This window comes from Collimonas sp. PA-H2, assembly GCF_002564105.1.
In the GTDB taxonomy this organism is placed as follows: domain Bacteria; phylum Pseudomonadota; class Gammaproteobacteria; order Burkholderiales; family Burkholderiaceae_D; genus Collimonas.
Genome location: NZ_PDBX01000001.1, coordinates 2,003,052 through 2,024,264 on the forward strand (window position 1 = coordinate 2,003,052; position 21,213 = coordinate 2,024,264).

At 58.9% G+C, this 21,213-nt stretch carries 20 protein-coding genes; 5 read left to right on the forward strand and 15 right to left on the reverse strand.

Annotated features, from left to right (window positions below):
- Positions 1 to 149 precede the first annotated feature (149 nt).
- The 13 genes from BCF11_RS09065 to BCF11_RS09125 form a co-directional block, all read right to left on the reverse strand.
- A complete protein-coding gene (locus BCF11_RS09065) occupies positions 150 to 809 on the reverse strand; it encodes a hypothetical protein (RefSeq protein ID WP_143751282.1) in 660 nt (219 codons plus the stop codon).
- A 100-nt stretch (positions 810 to 909) separates the two neighbouring features.
- Positions 910 to 2,301, reverse strand: coding sequence for a DUF192 domain-containing protein (locus BCF11_RS09070; RefSeq protein ID WP_098494454.1), 1,392 nt, complete (start codon positions 2,299 to 2,301; stop codon positions 910 to 912).
- Positions 2,298 to 3,218, reverse strand: a complete 921-nt coding sequence (locus BCF11_RS09075) for a type II secretion system F family protein (protein WP_098497396.1) — start codon at positions 3,216 to 3,218, stop codon at positions 2,298 to 2,300. The genes BCF11_RS09070 and BCF11_RS09075 overlap by 4 nt, the downstream gene beginning before the upstream one ends.
- A gap of 31 nt (positions 3,219 to 3,249) precedes the next feature.
- Positions 3,250 to 4,110 (reverse strand): type II secretion system F family protein, encoded by an 861-nt coding sequence (locus BCF11_RS09080; protein ID WP_098494455.1) that lies wholly within the window; start codon positions 4,108 to 4,110, stop codon positions 3,250 to 3,252.
- Between the two features lie 9 nt (positions 4,111 to 4,119).
- Positions 4,120 to 5,964: an ATPase, T2SS/T4P/T4SS family gene (locus tag BCF11_RS09085; protein ID WP_098497397.1), complete on the reverse strand. Its 1,845-nt coding sequence runs from the start codon at positions 5,962 to 5,964 to the stop codon at positions 4,120 to 4,122.
- 20 nt (positions 5,965 to 5,984) lie between these two features.
- A complete protein-coding gene (locus tag BCF11_RS09090) occupies positions 5,985 to 8,261 on the reverse strand; it encodes a pilus assembly protein N-terminal domain-containing protein (RefSeq protein WP_233212426.1) in 2,277 nt (758 codons plus the stop codon).
- Between the two features lie 61 nt (positions 8,262 to 8,322).
- Positions 8,323 to 9,312, reverse strand: coding sequence for a Flp pilus assembly protein CpaB (cpaB, locus tag BCF11_RS09095; RefSeq protein ID WP_098494456.1), 990 nt, complete (start codon positions 9,310 to 9,312; stop codon positions 8,323 to 8,325).
- A gap of 14 nt (positions 9,313 to 9,326) precedes the next feature.
- Positions 9,327 to 9,530, reverse strand: a complete 204-nt coding sequence (locus BCF11_RS09100; protein WP_098494457.1) for a hypothetical protein — start codon at positions 9,528 to 9,530, stop codon at positions 9,327 to 9,329.
- Positions 9,527 to 10,318, reverse strand: a complete 792-nt coding sequence (locus tag BCF11_RS09105) for a hypothetical protein (RefSeq protein WP_233212427.1) — start codon at positions 10,316 to 10,318, stop codon at positions 9,527 to 9,529. The genes BCF11_RS09100 and BCF11_RS09105 overlap by 4 nt, the downstream gene beginning before the upstream one ends.
- Positions 10,315 to 11,148 (reverse strand): hypothetical protein, encoded by an 834-nt coding sequence (locus tag BCF11_RS09110; protein WP_233212428.1) that lies wholly within the window; start codon positions 11,146 to 11,148, stop codon positions 10,315 to 10,317. The genes BCF11_RS09105 and BCF11_RS09110 overlap by 4 nt, the downstream gene beginning before the upstream one ends.
- Positions 11,145 to 12,059 carry a hypothetical protein gene (locus BCF11_RS09115; RefSeq protein ID WP_098494458.1) on the reverse strand — a complete coding sequence of 305 codons (915 nt, stop codon included), beginning with the start codon at positions 12,057 to 12,059 and terminating at the stop codon, positions 11,145 to 11,147. The genes BCF11_RS09110 and BCF11_RS09115 overlap by 4 nt, the downstream gene beginning before the upstream one ends.
- Positions 12,056 to 13,513, reverse strand: a complete 1,458-nt coding sequence (locus tag BCF11_RS09120; protein WP_143751283.1) for a pilus assembly protein TadG-related protein — start codon at positions 13,511 to 13,513, stop codon at positions 12,056 to 12,058. The genes BCF11_RS09115 and BCF11_RS09120 overlap by 4 nt, the downstream gene beginning before the upstream one ends.
- A gap of 34 nt (positions 13,514 to 13,547) precedes the next feature.
- Complete coding sequence (locus tag BCF11_RS09125; protein ID WP_098494460.1) at positions 13,548 to 13,811, reverse strand: hypothetical protein; 264 nt, start codon at positions 13,809 to 13,811, stop codon at positions 13,548 to 13,550.
- Between the two features lie 563 nt (positions 13,812 to 14,374).
- On the opposite strand from BCF11_RS09125, the gene BCF11_RS09130 reads away from it, so the two are divergent.
- The 3 genes from BCF11_RS09130 to BCF11_RS09140 all read left to right on the forward strand — a co-directional run bounded on the left by BCF11_RS09130 (position 14,375) and on the right by BCF11_RS09140 (position 16,149).
- Complete coding sequence (locus BCF11_RS09130; protein WP_143751284.1) at positions 14,375 to 14,788, forward strand: carboxypeptidase regulatory-like domain-containing protein; 414 nt, start codon at positions 14,375 to 14,377, stop codon at positions 14,786 to 14,788.
- A 297-nt stretch (positions 14,789 to 15,085) separates the two neighbouring features.
- A complete protein-coding gene (locus tag BCF11_RS09135; RefSeq protein WP_014008142.1) occupies positions 15,086 to 15,343 on the forward strand; it encodes a DUF3567 domain-containing protein in 258 nt (85 codons plus the stop codon).
- A 116-nt stretch (positions 15,344 to 15,459) separates the two neighbouring features.
- A complete protein-coding gene (locus tag BCF11_RS09140; RefSeq protein WP_098494462.1) occupies positions 15,460 to 16,149 on the forward strand; it encodes a tRNA (guanosine(46)-N(7))-methyltransferase TrmB in 690 nt (229 codons plus the stop codon).
- 51 nt (positions 16,150 to 16,200) lie between these two features.
- Here the strand turns inward: BCF11_RS09140 and BCF11_RS09145 are convergent, their stop codons facing one another.
- Positions 16,201 to 18,102: a potassium transporter Kup gene (locus BCF11_RS09145; RefSeq protein ID WP_098494463.1), complete on the reverse strand. Its 1,902-nt coding sequence runs from the start codon at positions 18,100 to 18,102 to the stop codon at positions 16,201 to 16,203.
- Positions 18,103 to 18,490: 388 nt separating this feature from the next.
- Entirely contained in the window at positions 18,491 to 19,393 is a 903-nt protein-coding gene (gene rsmI, locus BCF11_RS09150) for a 16S rRNA (cytidine(1402)-2'-O)-methyltransferase (protein ID WP_098494464.1), read from the reverse strand.
- A 13-nt stretch (positions 19,394 to 19,406) separates the two neighbouring features.
- On the opposite strand from rsmI, the gene BCF11_RS09155 reads away from it, so the two are divergent.
- Both BCF11_RS09155 and BCF11_RS09160 read left to right on the forward strand, forming a co-directional pair.
- Positions 19,407 to 20,564 (forward strand): penicillin-binding protein activator, encoded by a 1,158-nt coding sequence (locus BCF11_RS09155; RefSeq protein WP_098494465.1) that lies wholly within the window; start codon positions 19,407 to 19,409, stop codon positions 20,562 to 20,564.
- A 19-nt stretch (positions 20,565 to 20,583) separates the two neighbouring features.
- Positions 20,584 to 20,961 carry a YraN family protein gene (locus tag BCF11_RS09160; protein ID WP_098494466.1) on the forward strand — a complete coding sequence of 126 codons (378 nt, stop codon included), beginning with the start codon at positions 20,584 to 20,586 and terminating at the stop codon, positions 20,959 to 20,961.
- Positions 20,962 to 21,213 lie beyond the last annotated feature (252 nt).

Consider the following 21,213-nt stretch of genomic DNA (forward strand, 5'->3'; position numbering starts at 1 on the left):
TTGAGCAACGGGTATCCCGTTCCCATATTTTTATCAGGTTTGCAATTGGCACTTCGCAAAAATTCGATCACTACTTTTCCATCTTCATCGTCCACCTGGCCCAGCATTATTTGCTTCCCCTTGAAGTCGTTCTTTGGCTCCGCTAGTTTTTACCAGCCTGGATCGACGACTTTGCCATTCACAATCTTTGCCTCGCGAAAATCCCCGCCGGCCATTTCATACGCCTGCCCATAGATGCAATCGCGAGGATCTTTGCAATGCTTGTAGCCCACGTCAGGAATCGGCACACGCCGTTGCACATCCCATCCCAGCAAAATGCCGTTGTCCTTCAAGCGCAGCTTGATGCGCAAGACGCCGCCGTTTTCGCGGATGTAGTTCAGAATCTCGTCGGGAATACGTTCGGCCACGGGGATGGTGTAGTCGCCGATAATGGTGCCGCCGTTCCAGCCACCGCCTCCCGGTTTTTGCCGAAATTCACCCACGCGCCAGGTAGCTCGAATCGTTTTCGGCAGCCCTCTTTCACCGCCAGGATAGGCTAATTGCCCGCCATTCTTTAGACTGAGAGAGCTAGGCGCATCAATCACGTAACCGCGATCGTCGTAAAACGTCACTCCTTGTTTCAAGCTAAGCGCATCCATTACCAGATCGCCCATGCCACCCGTACCGCGAAAGCGGTCAGTATCGGAATTCCCGCCCTGCGCCGCATCAGCACCGGCCATCGCCTTGCATGCAAACAGCAGGGTCAGACTTGCCAATATGCCCAAGAGCATGCGTGTCATGGCTTGAGAAGGAAGTAAGCCGTCTTTCAAGACGTCACCGTCAAAGCCAGGGATCGGGCTCGGGCAGCAGGCTTGCACCGGCGCCGATACGAAAACAGCGCTGCCAGCGGTTTAGGCAATAGCCGCATGACTAGGCTCCGTCACAGACCGGGCAATTAGGACCCGTACAGGTTCCGCCCGGATCAACCGGCTTGGGCGGCACTGTGCAACCGACACTGCCGCAGGCAGGAGGATCGGTGGTGACGACAGGCGGATCCCCCGGATTGGTCGGATTGCCGCCGTTACCCATGCCGGGAACCGACACAGGGTTATCCGGCTCGATGGCGTCCGACTGCATCTGCATGGTGACGTCGGTCACCACCGGTATGCGGCCGTTGCTGACCAGTTGCGTGTAGACGGGGTCGGTCTTGGTATCCAGCCATTTCAGGTACTTGGTGTAGATCAAGCCCATCAGCGGCACCTTGGGCGCATAGCCTTGCGTGATGCGGACCTTGATCACGTTGGCGTCCTGCAGGCTCTGACCGGAACTGCCGCCGATCTTGCCGGGATCCTTGAAAGCCAGGTTGCGATTGGGAATCACGCGCTTGCCGTTGCCGACCGTTTGCGTGAGCGAATCGTCCTTCCAGTCGTCGAAGCTTTCCTTGGTCGGATTCAGCAGTTCTATCCATGCGCCGCCCTGGGTCATGGATTTCGTGCAGGTAGCCTGGTCGTCAGAGGTAAACGTCGCGCCGGCGACGGCTTGCGCCGCCGCCAGATCGGCAGGATTCCTGGTGGTTTCGCAGATCGCCAGCGCCCGCGACCTGGCCAGTTCCTGCGTATTCAGGCCGCCGCCATACAACGGAATCAAGGCATTCGCATAAGCCTTCCCTACAGAGTTCAGGCTGGCGTTGGCCATGCTGCCGGCGCGCGCGGCCATGAAGCTGGCCTGGTTCATCTGGTTTTTGGCGAAAAACAGCATGCCGTATTGCAGAACGGCCAGTCCCAGCAAGCTGACGATCGGACCCACCACCGCAAACTCGATCATCGATGCCCCGCGCTGCAAGCGCATGGATGGCTTTGCCGCAGGTTTTCCATAAGGCGGCATCGATGGCTGGGCGCCGACGGTATCGCTGCGCTTGCGAGCCTCTAAGCTGGGGTGGCATAGGCGGTCGCCATGGCGGATTGCCAGCCGCTCGATCGCCCCGGCGGGTAACTCCAGCGTGTGGACAGCGCGTGCCAGAGGCCGCCCCTGCCCGTCCCGCCCCGAACTGCGGCTGGCACGCCATGGCTTAAGCTGAGGAATGCACTTGGTGACGACGCCATCGCCATCAAGGTAGACCACATCGATCGCGTAGCGCATGAATGCCGTATGCACGCTCGGACAGCGGGTAATCAGCAGGCCTGGCATGTTCTCCACGCAGCTGCGCATGGGCCGGCTCATCATCAGGCCGACAAAGCGTTGCAGGAAATTATCGGCCAGCCTGAGTGTCAGCTTGTGCACGCCACTGCCGGTGTGCATGGTTGCGGGATGGAAGCTTTTCATAGACCTGAATGTAGGAACTTCATCACAATCGGAAAGAACAGCACAATGAAGGTGCAAGGGAAAATAAAGACAATCAAGGGAAACAGCATTTTTACCGGCGCTTCCATGGCCAGCTTTTCCGCCCGCAGGAAGCGCTCGGTACGGCGCTGGTCGGCCTGCGCCCGCAGCACCGGCCCTAGGTTCATGCCCATGCTTTCGGCCTGGATAACCGCAGTCGTAAAATTGGTGACGCTGGCTTCATTGAGACGGTCGGCCATGTCGCGCAAGGACATGGCGCGGCCCTTGCCGGCGCGTATGTCGCGCAGGACGCGCTGGAACTCTTCCCGCAATACGCCTTTCGGTCCCTTCGCGACAGCCTGGTTCATGGCGCCCTGCATATTCAGGCCGGCCTCGACGCACAGCGTGATGATGTCGAGATAGAACGGCAGCGTCTTGAGCAGCTCGCGCCGCCTCGCGCCCAGCAGGTCGCTCAGCCAGATCGCCGGGTAAGCCCAGCCGCACAAGGCGCCGCCGGCGCATACCTGTAGATAGAGGCTGCCGCTAAAGCCTGCGCTATCGGCCGAAGCATGATCGAAAGATCCGAGTCCCCACCAAAACATCAGCGCCGTCAAAATCGCTGAAAATATGCGGCTGGCCAGGAATTGCGTCGGGCTGATGGTGAAATCCAGTCCGGCCTTGCGCAGCCGCGTCAACAGCGCGCCATGCACCTTGCTGGAGACAAGCGGATCGATGTAATAGCTGATTGCCTGTATCGGCCACCAGGCCAGACGGAAACCGATAGGCGGCGGATCCTTGTATTCACGGTCCTCCTCCGGCACGGCAGCCACTGCGCGGCTGACCAGCCAGGCCAGCAAGGCCACCGACAGGCCGATCGCCAAGGCAAACAGCAAGCTGATCAAGCCGAAATTATTATTCATGGTTTCCTTCATATCGAGGCTCTTTTGCCGATCACACGTCAATCGCAATAATCTTGCGGATGACAAACACGCCCATGAACTCAAAAAAGGCTATCACTCCCAGCGTGGCCCAGCCGGTGCGGCTATGCCACAGCAGGCTCATCGCTTCCGGCTCCATCTTGTTGAGGATTGCCATCAGCACCATCGGCAACAGTCCCACCACCCATGCCTGCAATTTTCCTTGCGCCGTCAAGGCCCCGATCTTTCCTTCCATTTGCAAACGGCTGCGGATGGTGTTGGCCGTGCGCTCCAGCGTCTCGGCCAGGCCGCCGCCGGTTTCATTGGCGATACGCATGGCCGACACCACCAGCGTCGTGGTCTGGGTAGGCATGCGGCGCGCCAGGTTGTTGAGACTCTGCTCCAGGGTCACGCCCAGGCGCTGCTCGCGGATCATCAGCGAAAATTCCTGCCCCAAGGGCGCTTGCGCCTCAGTGACCAATTGCTGAATGGCAGAAGTCAGGCCGACGCCGGCGCGCATGCCGCCGGATAGCATCATCAGCGCATCCGGCAGCTGTTCCTCGAATTTACGCAGGCGGCGTTTGCGCATCCATCCATACAAAGTACGCGGCAACAGTGCCAGCGCAAAAAACACGGGAATCGCAATGATGACCGTGCCGGTGATGATCCATACCAGCAGTCCGCCCAGCGCCATGACCGCAAGATTGGCCACGAACAGCTTGGCTGGATCGATGAACAGGAAAAACTCCTGCGCCTGGAACTTGGTGCGTTCGGTAAAACTGGCGCGGTAGCGATTCATCGTCACCGTTCCCATGTCGATGACGAACCAGCCCAGCAATCCCGCCGACAGCGCCACGACGACGGTAATGATGGTGAGCATGTTGCTGTTATTCATGGCTCGGTCCTATACATTGGCGCTATGCATGGCGCCGCGTTCGTCACGGCCGCTTTCATCGAACGGCTTGAAGATGGCCATGTCAAGATCGCTGCCGGTGGCGCGCAGCTCTTCGTAGAAGGTCGGCACCATGTCGCAACCGGTGAAGAAGCCGGTTACTTTATTGTTCGGCCCGGTATAACCCTTGTTGACGAACTTGAACAATTCCTGGATCTGGATCTTGCCACTTTCCATGCCGGTCAGTTCGGTGATGCTGGTCACCATCCGGCTGCCGCAGGCAAAGCGGGTCTGCTGCACCACGATGTCGACCGCCGACGAAATCTGCTCGCGGATCGCCACCAGCGGCAAGTCCATGCCCGCCATCAGCACCATGGTCTCCAGCCGCGCCAAGCCGTCGCGCGGCGTGTTCGCGTGCAAGGTGGTCAGCGAACCTTCATGGCCGGTGTTCATCGCCTGCAGCATGTCCATTGCTTCCGCACCGCGGCACTCGCCGACCACAATCCGGTCGGGCCGCATACGCAACGTGTTCTTGACCAGTTCCCGGATCAGCACAGCGCCCTTGCCTTCGACGTTGGCGGGACGCGATTCCAGGCTGATCAGATGCTCGTGATGCAGCTTGAGTTCTGCCGCATCCTCAACCGTGATGACGCGTTCGCCGGTCGGGATGAAATTGGACAAAATATTCAGCAGCGTGGTTTTTCCTGAACCGGTGCCGCCGGACACAATGATGTTCTTGCGCGACACCACGCAAATTTCCAGGAAGCTAGCCATCGCCGGACTGAGTGCGCCGAACTGCACCAGATCCTGCGCTCCCAGTTTCTTTTTTGAGAATTTCCGAATCGTCAGGCAGGAGCCTTTCAGCGCCAGCGGCGGAATGATGGCATTCACCCGCGAACCGTCTTTCAGGCGTGCATCCACCATCGGCGAGGATTCGTCGATACGCCGCCCCAAGGGCGCGACGATGCGCTCAATCACCCCCATCACCGCCCGGTCTCCGGTGAACGTCAGCGGATGCTTCTGCAAGCGGCCGGCACGTTCAACATAGATTTCGTCGAAGCGGTTGACCATGATTTCGGTCACGCTATCGTCAGCCAGCAACTCTTCCAGCGGCCCCAGGCCGATCGCCTCGTCCAGCACCTGCTTGCACAGCAGCTCGCGGTCAAGTTCCGCCGGAATGTCCAGATCCACTTCGCGCAAGATCTGCCGGATCAAGGCCTCGGTCTCCTTGCGCAGGTGCTCGTCGGTCATGCTGTGGACGTCGTGACGCCGCAGATCCATCGTTTCCAGCAGCTTGGTATGGATGCGCTTGCGCCACTCGAATTCAAGTTCCTTGCGTTTAGGATCCGGCGCAATCACCAGCGCGAAGCCCGCGCTCGGCGGCGGCGCCTTGGCGCCGGCATGGTCCAAGGCTTCCGCATCCGCCTGTTCCTGCAGGATCTGGCGCTGGACCCGCTCCGCCGTCAGGCGCGAAGCCTTCAATTCGTCGGTCGCCATCTGGTTGCGGATCGCAGCCGTGTCGGAGCGCGACTTCGGATGCGCCGCCTGGACCATGCCGGAACTGGCGCCAAGCTCCGTTATGCGAAGCTTGAAGGGACCGATGCCGACCACTTCGCTTTCCTTCAGCGGGCCATACTGGCCATCGATGCGCACGCCGTCGACGCTGACGCCGCCGAACGACCCCATGTCTTCAAGCAAAACGCCGGAAGGCGTCTTGAACAGGCGCGCATGTTCCTTGGATACGCGCCAGCTATCGAGCCGGACTTCATTTTGCGCACCTTTGCCGATCACGCATTCATCAGGCGCCTGCACCAGCTTTTTATTGCCGTCGGAGTCAAGTATTTCAATTTGGAGCATGGTTGTACCTTGGTTTATTTCTATTGCGCCGCGACCGGCAGCAGCCATTGCGTAGCGACCCAACCGCGCTTGCCGTCGACCTGCACCGGCGACCAATAGCCATTCGGCACTTGCGGCAAGCCTTCAACGATGCTGCCACTCGCTAGTTGTTGAATCACCGGCGCGTTGACATCGGCGCTGGCCCGCAACGCCAGCTGATTCAGCGTTACGCGATAGCGCTTGGCTTCGTTCGCATCACCGCCCTTGGCGTTGGCCGTAACCGTAGTGGCATTGGCCGGCTTCAAGTTAGGATTGCCGGCGCCGATGAGGCTGCCTTGCTGGTCGGGACGGGCGATCTGGCTGCCCGCATACGGATGGATAGTCGGCTGCAGTTTCGATGGCTCTACCGATGCGCTGGCGACCCAGCCATTGATCGCACCGATGACGACGTTGCGCCACTGAGGGAAATCCACCGGCTGCGGATCGAGGCCGCCCATCTGCACGATGGAACCTCGTCCCAATTGCAGCAATGCCCTGCTTTGCGGATTGGGCTCGGCTCGCACGATCAAGCCGTCGGTCTTGACCTGCAGCGAGCTGCCGCCGGACTGCAACGGGTTTTGCCCCGCCGGCACCAAAACCGCACCGGTAGCCGCCTTGATGCCGCCTGCCTGGGCCGGAACGATAGACGCCGGTTGCACCGGCGTCAGTGCCGGTGCGACGGCTTGCTGGTCGCCATCTTCTGCCGCAGGAGCATGCAGCGGCGCCAGCGATGGCTGGCCGGTGCGCGCCGGATCGACGCCCGGTTGCAGCGGAGTGGTCAGATACGGTTGCTTGCCGAAATTGTCTTCCAACCGCTGGCCGGTGCGCTGCACACGGTCGACCAGTCCGGCTGAATTGCTATCGACCACGGTCGGAGTCACGAACACTACCAGTTCGGTTTCATCATTCTGGAAACGCTTGGAACGGAACAGGGCGCCCAGAATAGGAATGTCGCCGAGGAAAGGAACCTTGTCGATATTATTGCTGCTCTTGCGCGAGATCAGTCCCGACAGCACCAGCGTCTCGCCGTTCCTGACATTGAATTCCGTGTTGGTCTTGCGGGTGCTGATGGCAGGACCGGCGGTGGTGATGACGGAGCCGTCGATAGAGCTGACTTCACTTTCAATCTTGGCGCGGATCACACCGTTGCGGTCGACCCGCGGTTCGATATCGAGCTTGATGCCATATGGCTTGAACATGACGGTCAGGCCGTTGATGGACGAAACCGAATACGGATATTCGCCGCCCACCAGGAAACTGGCTTTGGAACCGTTGCGGGCCGACAGTTGCGGTTCCGACAGGACCGTCGCTTTGCCGTTTTGCGCCAACAGGTTCAACTGCGCATTCAGGCCCAGGTTGACCGCACTCAAGATATTCAAAGCCGACGGCAGCACCACGCCGGTGCCGGCGTTGCCGCCGGGAGCTGTGATCGGCGGCGGGTTGTCCTGGCCGGTTTGTATATTGATCTGATACGGTCCATCGTTGCCGCGTCGCGCCGGCCTCCAGATGCCGCCGATGATGGCGCCGCCGGTAGAGGTCCATTTCAAGCCGAGTTCCTGCAGCTCGCTTTTCGGGAACTCAACCACCTTCACGTCCATCAATACCATTTTTTCCCAGCCCAGCTGGTTGGTGAAGTTGACGATCTGCGGGTAACGCTTGGCAAGATCGTCGATTTTCTTGATGTCGACATCGGCCAGGTCGTCGCCCTCGACAATCACCTTGTCGCCGATAATCGAAGCCTTGGTGTTGGGGATAGTCGTCAGGAAGGCAGCGATTTCGCGCGCGAAACGGCTGGTGTCGCCTGGCACGATATTTATCTTGACGCGCTGATAGCGGCCGTCTTCATTCCAGATGAACAGAGAGGAGGTGCCGATGCCATTGGCAAACAGGATCACCTCTCTGTTGTCCAACGCCGCCGCGCTCATGATCTGGCCGTTGCCGACAGCGATGCGTGCTACGCCCGGCGCTGGAAATACGCGCGACTCGCCGACGAACATTTCGATTTCCGGAATCTGCGCTTGGTCGTCCTGCTTCTTGATCGGGCTGTAGGGCTGATTCAAAGCGACGTTCGAGCGCTTCTGACTGGAGCGGTAAGTATCCGCGTAGCCGTTCTTGAGCGGCAGATTGCTGCCCTTGTCAGCGTTGCCTTCAGCACCAGGGATATTTGACGGAACGCTCTGTGCGAAGGCGGCCATGTCGATCCCGGCAAAAGCAAGCGCCAGGAAAAACATCAGCGGTTTGACGGGGAAACGGCGAAGTTGCTTGTTGTTCTTTATCATGGATTTAATTCGTTACTCTGTTCAAATGACGTTCAATTGCTGCTTGCGCTGCATACCTGGTTTAACGCTGGCCGCCGTTATTGATGACTGCCACCGCAGGCTGGGCTGAATTGGGATTGGCGCCCGCCGCGGTGGTCGCCGGCGCACCTGGTTTAAGCGAGGCTGCCGGCGGCGCACCGTCGAACTGGCCTGGCTGGCTGGCCGGCGTCTGGAATTTGCCGAGGACCAGCGCTTCTTCCGGGATCTTGATGGTGCCGCCGCCATAAATTACCGGCACCACGTTGTCCGACGGTTCACGGGTGCTGCCGCCGGTCAGGCCGAGCAGAGAGGCGACATCAGCGTTGCTGTTGCCGATCGGTTGCTTGTCTTGCGGATTGCGCAGCAGCGCAGTGAGTTTCCCCGCTTCCCGCGCGACGATGATGTTCTGCGCCTGTTCCGGCGAAGTCTCAAGGGTCACAGTTGAATACTCGCGTCGTTCGCCGCTCTTCGGGTCGTCGACCGAGCGTTGGCCGGTGGCCATCACGGGAATGCTTTGCAACAGCGGAAAGGTGACTTTCTTGCCCTTCCTGTCAATGGTAGCCATCAAGTCCACCATATCGCCCGGCTCCAGCATGCCCGAGATGGAATTGATTTCATCGACTGCCACGGTCAAAGCGCGGTGACCTGGCTCAACCCGCGCCGAAAATGTAGGAGCGCGCTTGGTTTCCATCAGCCCCCAGAGAATCATTTCACCTGCATTCACCGGATATGCCAGCACCTGGCCTTCGACGCGATCAAAGGCGTCCGGCGAAATCGCTTGCGAATGTGCATACTGCAGGGGCACCGGCCGCACAGCGACATTTTCCGATGAGAGCCGCTCACCCTTCTTCAACTCGCGTTTGGCCACCACGATATTGACCGTCTCGCCTTTGCTGCGCGCTTCGATTGCCTCCATCTGGTGCGACAGGAAACTGCGGGCGGCCAGCGCGGCCAGCAAGCCGATGCCGAGCGCGACGCCAAGGATGATCCAGGTTTTGCCCGGTTTGAATTTTTTAGGTAGGGAAAGCTTCATAAAGTCGGTTCGAATCAGAGCGGAAGTGAAAGGGAATAACTGTATTTGTGATAGGCCACCTTGAAGGCGTCGATCAGTTGCCAAAGCACGCTGTTTGAATCGATCATGCCGACGCCCAGCGCGAACGCGAGGGCAGCACAGACCACTGCATACTCAAGCGATGCCTGGCCTGTCTGTTTGCTCAGGCGAGCGCCGCCGGCGATTTTCGAACTGCTCATTTATAGCTCTCCATCTGCGTAACAATGCTAAGTACAATCGAGGTGCTGCCGTTGCCGTCGCGGCCTATGGTAGCGACGGCTTCTTTTCCCGCTCCCTTGAACAGCAAGGTCTTGCCGTTTCTGAAGCGCGCCGGCATGCGGCTGAGCGTTTGTTCATCCGGCGTCACCTCGCGTTCCAGCTGCTGCCCGTCGCGCGCCATGATGTCCTTGATCGCATTGGCATTCAGGGTTTCGCTGTAACCGTTGGAAATCACCAGTTGCGTACTCGTTTTGTCGCCGTCCTGCGACGATATCTGGCTGATGATTTTCGAACCGGAAGGCAGGCGGTTCAGCCAGCGCGCATTGTTGTCCTGCGTTTTTTCCTGGGCCTGGACAGCTGCTTTCAAATCGGTCACCGCCGCCATGCCTTTACTGCCCCGCCCCGCCGCTTCGACCTGTACCGTGAGATAGAAACGCCCTTCCGCCCGGCCCAGGATCTGCTTGTTGCCAAGCGTGTTTTCCACCAGCGGCTTGCCCAGGCTTTGGCGAAACCAGTCGAGCAGCTCCGCCGGGCTTTTCTGCGATACGAAACCTTGTATCCGCATCGGCATGCCATTGGCCGTGATCTGCTCGCCCACGCCAAAGGCATCGGCTGACTTCGGCAACGCAATGCTTGGCCAAGTGTTTTGCGCCGACGCCGGCCCGTAAAACAACATGCCGCCGAGGCCGATCGCCAGCAGACGCATGAATAAACAGCGGCGCCAGACCTGCCCTGCGCCTGTGCGCAGGCTAAAAAACGGCTGCATCATTTGCCTGCTCTCAAACGATCGGGAGGCACCACGTCTTGCCAGAAATCTAGCTTGCCCAGCTTCGGACCCTTGGTAATCCCCCCAGGCAGTTCGATCACCATCACGACCGGATCGACGATGACCGACAACGGCGCCAGTGCCTTACCGGGAAAAATCGCTACGTTGCTCAATTTGTCTTGCACCCTACCCGGATCTTTTCCGGACCAGCCGTCGATGAGCAGGCTGGTGCTGCGGCTCATGCGCAAGTTGATGGTGTCGAAGGGCTTGTAGAATTTCAGGTCGTCCGGCAGATTGGCCAGCGTCACCGAGACATTGGCGCTATAGATGCCGCGATCCTGGAGCGAGAGCGGGCTCTTCAGCAAAAACGGCTGGCCGTCGCTGGCCGAGGCGAATCCGCCGCTGTGGTCGCTGTTATGGTCGAGGCCGAAACTGACATTGACGTCGCTATCGAAGTGCTTGATCAGCGGCGCATCCTTCGGATCGCGCCAGAACATGTTTTGATTGGCTTTGAAATCGCCGGCGACGTCATTGGTCTTGATGGCGGCGTCCGGATTACTGAAAAAACGACGCCTTACCTCGGCCGCCAGTTGCGCCGGCGGCTTCCAGCTGCTGACGGAATCATTGCGCGTCATTGCCTCAAAAGCGACATAGCGGCTGGCCAGCTGCGTGCTGTGCGCGATGTCCTGGTACTTGGCGATCATCGGCACCAGCAGGAACAGCGGCAGCAACGCCACCGAAATCACCAGGAATTCCGTCAGGGCCTGGCCCTTCTCAGCAACCAGTGCGTGCTTGCGCAAAGCTGGCATGGCTGTGCGCGCAGCGCATGTCATGGCTTGCCTCCAAGTTCAGTTACCTGAAAGCCGCCAGCCAGATGCGGCGCGAACACGTTCTCGCCGACGCGGACATCCTGCGCTGCCTGCCTGGCGGCCAAGGAAATGCCTTTGGCGGAACTACGCTCTAGCACCAGTTTCGCGGCCGGCGCAAAGCTGCCGCCGTCGGCGACGCACATGGTGTCGCCGAGGAATTTTTCAGGGTGGCAGGCAATGCCAAGAATGGTCTTCGACGGCCCGGACGCGGCTGGCATGACTGCCTCCATCTGCGCGATGACGCTGGCCGGAATAGCCGGATTGCGTTTCATCTGGGCGATCATGTCGGCCGGATTCTTTCCTTGCGACGGCCGCGCTTTGCGATGAGTATCCATCGCGCACTGGCCGCGCGCCGTCTTGGCGACCAGGTCGATCTGGCACAAGCCGGCCGACGACTTCAGGGTCGCGCTGGTCCAGATACCGCGTTGCCTGGATTTGGAGCGGGCTGCCAGAGTCGGGCCATCTGCCACGCTGCAATCGTCCGGATTCAATATATAAGTCCAGGCGGCGCTGTAGGTGATGGAGAAATTCCTGGAGGCGTAGAAATCTTCGCGGAAGCCGTTCAGCTGTTGCGGCCATTCGGTCGGCAGGTTGACCGGCTGGTTTGCTTGGCGTTTGGTGGCGGCGCAGCTGGCGACATCGCGCTTGAGCTGCTCCAGCCGTTGCGCATTATCCGGATCGCCTTGCAGCGCGCCCTGCAGGCGCACATAGTGCACCAGCACTTCCTGACCGCCCTTGCCTGCTTCATGCGGCATCGGCGCGTTCAGTACGTCGCGTTCCAGCCCGGTCTCGGCAAACGCCGCAGTGGACAGCAATGCTGTTATCGATGCGGCGGCGAAAAGACGTCGTGGAAATTGTGCAGTGGCTGATTTCATGGTGGTAGAACCGTTCCTTGGAGGGCTTGGGCAACTGCCTTGATATCATCCGGCACTTCAATCAGATGCACTTGCCAATAGGGATTGAACAAGCTCGCCAGCTCGGTCTTGCCGTCGGCGCGAGGCACCGGACGCGCAAAGAACACCTCCGATGCGGAGACGCTGGCGTAGTAGCCGCCGGCAGGCGCGCCCTGGTAATTATTCAAGTGCGCCGATGGCTTGACCCGCGAGCGGGCATCCGAGGTGGCGGTCTGGTCGGCCTGGCGCCTGAGGCGGATGGCGAAGCGGATCTTGGGATCCTGCTTGCTCTTGTCTGCGTTGTCCGGGGTATAGGCCAACGCCTTGTCGGACAGCTCGAAAAAGCCGGGCAGGCCAGTGTAGTTCCAGTCGTTGCTGGAAGCCATTGAAGCCGCTTGAGAATTTTCCCGGCCGCTGGTGACCGTGCCACCACCGCCCGAAGAATTACCGTCGTTTGCGCTTTGTTTTCCGTAGCCGAGTGCGTTTTCGTTAACATCACAAGTAAAAGGACGCCATCTATGTTTTTGAGGGTGATAGCGGTATATAGACGCGGTGTCCAGCGCACGCCACTCGTCGTAACCTATCAGCTCTGTCCCTCCTGCACGATTGACGTAGTCAAAATGCATACGAGCAAGTGGATCAATACATCCAGGAACCAGTGCCGTACTACGCCAATGCCGGACCGGCACAAATGGGTCCAGATTGGCCGATGTTTTCGTCACCTGCGCAAACCGCTCGCGCTGATCGCCGCTGTAGCGCTGCATGACCGGCGAGCCGTCGAAGGCGAAGAAAGTATCCAGCAGCGGCACGGTATCGACCTCGACGCTGCCGTCATTGACGTAGTTAGCGTTCGCCACCTGCTGCATCAGGTCTTTGCGGGCGATCGGCAAGGTCGCCAGCATGGTGACCTGGGACGCCTGCAAGATCGCCTTGGCGGCATCCGATGCGATCACCATCGCCTCAGCGGCGACTTGCACCGCTTCGCTGACCATTTCCACGGTGCCGATGATGTTGGCGTAGTACAAAGCGAAGCACACCGGGATGTATAAGGCCATGCCCTTGGCCACCGGTTCTGCTGTGTAATAGGTTTCACAACCCAGCTGCGCCGTGCTTTCGGCGTGGGTCTTGGTGTACTGGGCCCATGAAGAGAGGCTGACCATTTGTGCAATGGTCACCTCGTTGGCTACCATCGCCCGGTTGGTATAGGCGATGTAGTTCAGCGCTCGTGCGTGCATCACCCCGGCGCTGTAGGCGACAGCGTCGGAGGTATTGACGAGCTTGGTTTTTTCGCGGGAAAGCTGACCGGTGTTAAAAAGGAAGAAAAGCGCGGCCAAGCCACCTATGAGGACAAAAATCCCATAGATGAGCGCTTGGCCCTGCTGAAATCGCCTCCCCTTGAACGCTGGCCAGCTTCGGCGAAAGCTGGCGCGTGGCATGATGCTTGGTACGCTATAGAGTTCTGGCTAAGTCTTAGCGAGAATTGTCGTTAGTGTATTTGTCCAGGCCTTTTTTCTTGGTGCCTTCGGCTGTAGCCTGAGTGGCTGCGCCTTGGGCTGCTGCAATTGCTGCGCCGCCGGATTGGCCGGAAACTTCGTTGGCAATACCTGCGGTCTGGCTACGGATTGTTTGGCCGAAGAATTGATAAACAGCGATCGCAGCGACGGCGATCAGTGCAACGATGATGATGTACTCGGTCATGCCTTGACCGCGCTGTTTATTTTTGAATGTAAACATCTATGTATTACTCCCCAATTTTTTAATAAATAAAACAACAATCGCGCAACCTGATATCGGCTACACATTTTTTTTGGCACCCTGTTACAGGTGCTTTTATTACAAAATTCCCTCTAGGAAAGATGTTGCCCATTTAAAAATGTTACGTCAAGAAATGTAATTCTTTATGTCAATATTAGTTGTTATTTGTTAACAGGCAATTCTTGACAATTTGGCAGTGATCGGCATTGCCGGCGTTTTGGCACATCTGCCGCAGTGGCAGCGCAAAAGCCGCAGCGGCGCGCCGTTTTTGGCCCATTTACAGCCTATTTGCGGGACGCTTGCGAGCGCAAGAACGCTGCCACTCTGGCAAACAAAGTTAGCCAAGGCATAACTGATAGGCGTTACAGAAGATGCAAGTCCTCACTTACCCATAGGGTCTTGATGTAACGTTTTGTAATGCGTACTTGGGTTTAAGCTGGTTTTAATTTTCACCCCGTATGCTGGATTTCGTCGGCACACAGAAGTCAAAACCGCACCTGCTCGTATCCCGCAGCCTGGGGAAAATACTCGGAGGAAGCATCATGAATAAGCGCACTCTTCTCGCACTCAGCGCATTGCTTGCCGCTACGCTAGCCGTCAATGCCAGCGCAGCTCCCACTGCTGTCACCAAAGGCGTGGCCACCTATATGTCCGGCGGTATCGGCGTCGATGAATCGACCCTGATACAGCAGGAAGCAAAGAACTATCCGCTGGAATTAGAGTTCCTCATCAAAGCAACGCCCAAGGATGAATATGCTGCCGATATCCACGTGAAAATCAACGATGCGAGCAACAATGTCGTGCTGGATACCGTTTCCAATGGACCGTTTTTCCTGGCCAAGCTGCCTGCCGGCAGCTATCACCTCGCAGTCGCCAAGAAAGACCAGGTGAAAGAACGCAAGATCGCGATTACGCCAGGATCGCATCAGCACATCATGTTCGAATGGCTTGAATGATTACCTGGCCAGCAGCAAATTATGTGACGCTATCAGTTGGCGGCAGGTGATATATAAAAATTTTATGAGCTCTTAGAAGAAATGCATTGCCTTGATCAGTATTTAGCACGTGACAAAAATGGCCTGTGGCGTACTATGTAAATGCATCGAGCGCAAAAATTCTTTTAGTACTGAAATATGTCTGTCAAAACAGAAACATATGCCTCAGAAAAGGAGCTGAAAAATAATATTTTCACTAGCTGGCTTGAAAACTGCTTATTCGATCATTACCTTCTGTCCTAACTACCGGGAGCGCATATGAACCTGATTTATAACAGTGACCAATACAGCGTCGTCGAATTTGGTGCCGATGAACAACGCGAAGCTTTACGTTTCGGCGGCTATGAAATCGTCGATAAATCGTTCAAGCGCGAGATTTTTATTGCTGGTGCCTTGGCTGAATTTTTTCGTAAAGGGGTCGAAGATCTGATTGCGACCGAGCCGAGCATCGAGGATATCGATGCTTTCCTGGGCAACTATGACTCGATGATGAGCCAGCCCGTTACCTTGCAATAACCCAGCTACTGTCCAATTCGTTCCAGCCAGCCCGAGATTGCCGATAACTACGGCAAGCCGGGCGGGATGCTTGAGGTATATTGCCGTACCTTTCACATTGCATCCGGTACGTCGATATGTATGCCAATTCCAGCCCTATCCATAGCGCCCAGAGCGGCATCCACGAGCAGCTTGCGGCCACCGTCGCCAGGCACGCCTCGCACACGTTTCAAAAGCCCGTCAGTCCTTACAATCAAAGCGCATTCGACGACAGCATCGCCGCCTGGCGGGCGGCCGGCAGCCCGCCCCTGATCCTTGATGCCGGTTGCGGCGTCGGCTTGTCGACCATGCACCTGGCGGCGCAGTACCCTGATCATTTCGTCATCGGCGTCGACCAGTCCGCCGACCGGGTCGGCCGCAACACGCTATGGCCGGGCCCGGCAGCGCTGCCGCCCAACTTCATCCGCATTCGCGCCGACCTGGTGGATTACTGGCGGCTGCTGCTGGCGGCGCGGATTTTTCCGGCGCGCCACTATCTGCTGTATCCGAATCCCTGGCCGAAGATAGGCCAGCTCAGCCGGCGCTGGCACGGCCATCCGGTATTCCCGACCATCGTTGCGCTGGGCGGGATCCTGGAATGCCGCAGCAACTGGCAGATCTATGTCGAGGAATGCGCCAGCGCCCTGCAACAGTTAAGTGGCCTGGCGGTCGGCTGCGAGCCCTATCTGCCGGCGCAGCCGATCACCCCGTTTGAAAGCAAATACCTGGCGTCAGGCCATCAATTGTGGCGCTGCCAGGTGCTGTTCGCCTCTGCCGACAACCCCTGAAAAGAAAATCCCCGCAAACCGTGACGGTTTGCGGGGATTTTTGCGAAGCGCTTAGATTTCCACCTTGGTGCCCAATTCGACCACCCGGTTGATCGGGATATGGAAAAAGTCGGACGGCTTGGCGGCATTCTGATACATCCAGGCGAACAGCTTTTCGCGCCATAGCTGCATGCCGGGAATCTTGCTCGGGATCACCGTATCGCGCGCCAGGAAGAACGAGGTATCCATGACGTCGAACTCGAGGCCGAACTGCGCCGTCGTCAAGGCCATCACGGTTTGCACGTCAGGCGCTTCCTTGAAACCGAAAGCGGCGCGCAAGACGTAGACATCGCTGCCCAGTTCCTTCAGGGTCAGGCGCTTGCTGTCTTCGACAAACGGCACATCCCAGATGCTGATTTTCAGGAAGAACACACGCTTGTGCAAAATGCGGTTGTGCTTCAGGTTATGCAGCAAGGCGACCGGCACGGTAGTCTTGTTGCCGGTCATGAACACCGCGGTGCCGTCGACCCGGTGCGGCGGATGCGCCAGCAAGCCTTCGATGAAAGGTTCCAGCGGGATCCCTTCATCCTTGCTGCGTTCACGCAGCAGCATGCGGCCGGCGTACCAGGTCATCAGCAGGAAGAAGGCGATGGCGCCGAGCAGCAGCGGGAACCAGCCGCCGTCGACGATCTTCAGCAGATTGGCGGCAAAGAAGGCGAAATCGACAATGAAGAAGGCGCCGATGACCAACGCCACCAGGAAAGGATTCCACTTCCAGACCGTGCGCATGACCACCGCCGCCAGCACCGTGGTGATCAGCATGGTGGTGGTCACCGCCACGCCGTAAGCCGCGGCCAGGTTATCGGATTTCTTGAAGGCCAGCACCACGCCGACCACCAGCAGCAGCAGCATCCAGTTGATCACCGGCACATAGATCTGGCCGCGCTCGTCTTCCGAGGTGTGCAAGATGCGCATGCGCGGCACAAAGCCCAGCAGGATGGCCTGGCTGGTCAGCGAGAACGCGCCCGAGATTACTGCCTGCGATGCAATCACAGTGGCAGCAGTCGCCAGGATCACCATCGGCAACAGCAAGGAGTCCGGCACCATCAGGTAGAACGGATTCTGGATGGCGGCCGGATTGACCAGCAGGTTGGCGCCCTGGCCGAAGTAGTTCAGCATCAGGCAAGGCATGACGGTAAACAGCCAGGCAAAGCGGATCGGCCGGATGCCGAAGTGGCCCATGTCGGCGTACAGGGCCTCGGCGCCGGTCAGCACCAGCACCACCGAACCCAGCACCACGAACGCTTGCAGCGCGTGCTGCTGCATGAAAGCATAAGCGTAGTAAGGATTGATCGCCACCAGGATTTCCGGCGCCTTGATGACGTTGTAGACGCCCAGCAAACCCAGCGAGACAAACCACACGAACATCACCGGGCCGAACAATTTACCCACCACCGTGGTGCCGTGCTTCTGGATCAGGAACAAGGCAATCAGGATCACCAGCGACAGCGGCAAGACATAACGCGTCAGCCCCGGCGTGGCGATTTCCAGCCCTTCCACCGCCGACAGCACCGAAATCGCCGGCGTGATCACGACGTCGCCATAAAACATGCAGGCGCCGAAGACGCCCAGCATCATCAAGGTCTTGGCGCGCTTGGAACCGTTCTTGGCGGTGCGCAGCGACAAGGCCATCAGGGCCAGCACGCCACCCTCGCCGTTGTTGTCTGCGCGCATCACGAACAGCACGTATTTCAGCGAAACCACAATGGTGATGGCCCAGAACAGCATCGAGATGATTCCCAGTACTGCGTTCGGCGTGAATGGAATGCCATGGTCGGTGCTGAAACATTCTTTCAGCGCGTACAGCGGACTGGTGCCGATATCGCCGAACACGATTCCCAGGGCAGCCAGCGTGATGATGTGTAGACGGGGTGACTTGAATCCAGGCTTGCTGCTGGTTTGCGTTGTACTCATGTTTTCTCTCATCTTATTAGTAAGGCCCCGTCAGGGAATAAGTTGAACATTTGTGCTGGCCGTAGCTGGCGCGCTGCTGCGTTGCCCGCCCAAATGCCCAACTTATTCCCTAACGGGACCTAAGGGCAAGTCCGGCCATACCCCAAGCCTGCTTACTTCAATTTGATTGCTTTTTTTAAACTATTTGCCGCATTGCGCAAGGTGGCGGATTTTACTATCGAACCCTGTGCGGGAACTAATTTCTCGCAGCGCCGCCGTTGCTAAAATACATCCTCGCCCTGGCATTTTTGTGCCTATATTCCGGGCTCATATAATGCAATACCTGCCTCCTGGAAACAGGGTAGTTCTCACCCATAACAAAAAAACATTAGGCACATCTTATTCTTACCTAGGCATCTTTTAAAGCCAAAGCCCGTTCGTACAGGGCATTTTTCTTTTGCCCGGTGATTTGTGCGGCCAAGGCAGAGGCTTGCTTGATCGACAATTCCGCCAGCAGGATCTGCAAGACCCGTTCGCCCTCGGCGCTGTCGTCAAGCGCCACCGGCGCCGCTTCAACCAGCACCACGAACTCGCCCTTCTGCCGGTTGGGGTCGGCCGCCAGCCAGGCTGGCGCCTCGCCCAGGGGGCAGCGGTGGACGCTCTCGAACAATTTGGTCAGTTCGCGCGCCAGCACGATGCGGCGTTCCGGCCCGAATGCCTGCAACAAGGCGTCGACGGTTTCAACGATGCGATGCGGGGCTTCGTACAGCACCAGCGTGGCGCTGGCGCCGGCCAGGCCGGCGAGTACGATCTCGCGCTGGCGTGCCTTGCTCGGCAGAAATCCAATGAACTGGAACTGGTCGTTGACCAGCCCGCTGACCGACAGCGCGGTCACGGCGGCCGACGGCCCCGGCAGCGGCAAGGCACGCAAACCAGCATTCAGCACGGCGTCGACGATGCGGGCGCCTGGATCAGACACCGCAGGCGTGCCGGCGTCGGACACCAGGGCGATCCGTTCGCCTGCCTGCAGGCGCGCCACGATCTTTTCCGCCACTTCCCGCTCATTGTGCTCATGCGCCGCCAGCAAGGTCTTGGACAAGCCGTAGCGTCCCAGCAAATGGGCGGTATTCCGGGTGTCCTCACAGGCCACGGCGTCGACCATCGACAATACGTGCAAGGCACGCAGGCTGATATCGCAGACATTCCCGATCGGTGTGGCCAGCACATATAATGTGGACGCGGGATACGCTTGCTGCGCCACCTCGTCCAAAATCACGGGGTTGATGAAGGCGCTGGCAGATTGATGAGTCATTGGGGAGTTATGAATGTTATATAAATGGGCCAAGCTGGCTAAATGGGTCAAGCTTGCGCTAGCGGCGGGTATCCTGTTGAACGGATTGTGCCCGCCTGCGCTGGCAAACACAACCTCGGTCGACGTCACGGCTGCCGATGCCGACGCCAATGTCATCCCGCTGGCCAGCATCGCCCTGCTGCTGCCATTGCGCTCAGGCCCGCTGGGCGCGGCCGCCGATGCGGTCCGCAGCGGCTTCCTGAATGCCTACGAACGCGACAAGAGCGGCCTGGAAGTGACCGTGATCGAAGCCGCCGACACCGCCGGCGACATGCTCGCCGCTTACAGCGCCGCCAGCCAGAAGTACGACATCCTGGTGGGACCGCTATCGCGTACCGGCCTGACCGCCATCCTCCAGAACGGCCGGGTGGACAAACCGACGATCGCCCTGACCCAGCCGGACTCTGCCGGCGCCTTGCCGGCGCAGCTGCTGCCGGTGGGCCTCTCGATTGAAGCTGAAGCGCGCCAGGTGGCAAGCTGGGCCGGCGCCGACTACGCGCCGGGCAAAGTGCTGGTGCTGAGCACCAGCGCTGCCTGGCAAAAACGCGTCGCCAACGCTTTCGCCCAACAGATCCAGGGCAGCGGCCTGCATGCCGACATGGTGACGCTGAATCTGGAAAACGGCGTCTTCAACGCCGATGCCCTGACCCAGCTGCAGCAACGGGTGGAGGGCGACATGCCACGCCTGCTGTTTGCCGCGCTGAATGCCGACCAGACCAGGCAGATACGCAACGCTATCGGCGACCAGACCCCGATCTTCGGCATTTCCCAGTTGAATCCGCTGACCCTCAACGACAACAACCCCGAGCACCAGATCGCCGAGCTGAATGGCGTGCGGCTGGTGGATATTCCGTGGCAGGTGCAGCCGGACCACCCGGCGGTGATGGTTTACCCGCGCCAGGAAGTGGCAGCCGACCAGCGCCGCAATGCCGACCTGGAGCGCCTGTATGCACTGGGCATCGATGCTTTCCGCATCGCCCGTGAAGTCGCCACGCGCAATAGCGTATTCCAGATCGACGGCGTGACCGGCAAGCTGAACGTCCGTTTTGGCGTCGGCGCCCCGAGTTTCGAGCGGGTCGAGCCGACCGCTATCTATCAGAACGGCGTCGTCATGCCGCTTCAAGCTCAGTGAAGTCCAGGCCAGCCGCCTGATGAAGATGCCCATGCCGAGCAGCCAGGCCAGCGGTAAATTGGCGGAAGACCAGGCACTGCTCTATTTGCAGCGGCACGGCCTCAAGCTGGTCGCCAGGAATTTCCGCTGCAAAGGCGGCGAGATCGATCTGATCCTGGCCGAGCCGGCGCCGCATAAAGGCGCGCAGGAGCTGCTGGTGTTTGTCGAAGTCAGGCAACGCCGCAGCCAGCGCTTTGGCGGCGCGGCGGCCAGCGTGACCTCCGCCAAGCAAGCCCGGCTGATCCTCGCCGCCCAGGTTTTCCTGCAGCGCTATCCGCAGCCGCCGGCCTGCCGCTTCGACGTGCTGGCCATGGACGGCGACAATATCGACTGGATCAGACAGGCATTCGAAGCTTAGTGTCTTGAGTCAGAAATTCGTTGAAGAAAAGCGATGAAATCGGCGCCATGCGTCGTTGCAAATACAGGGGCACCACCCTTGCTCCGTTTTGCGCGGGGCGGCCATCCGCCTAGCCTGACACCGACTTCATCACTTTTCTTGTGCAACGAACCTCTGACTCAGGACACTAGACCCCGCTATAATCAGCGCCAGACTAATCAAAAACCCGACCGCCACACGCTATACGGCGGCAGCATTCCACTCTCAATACCG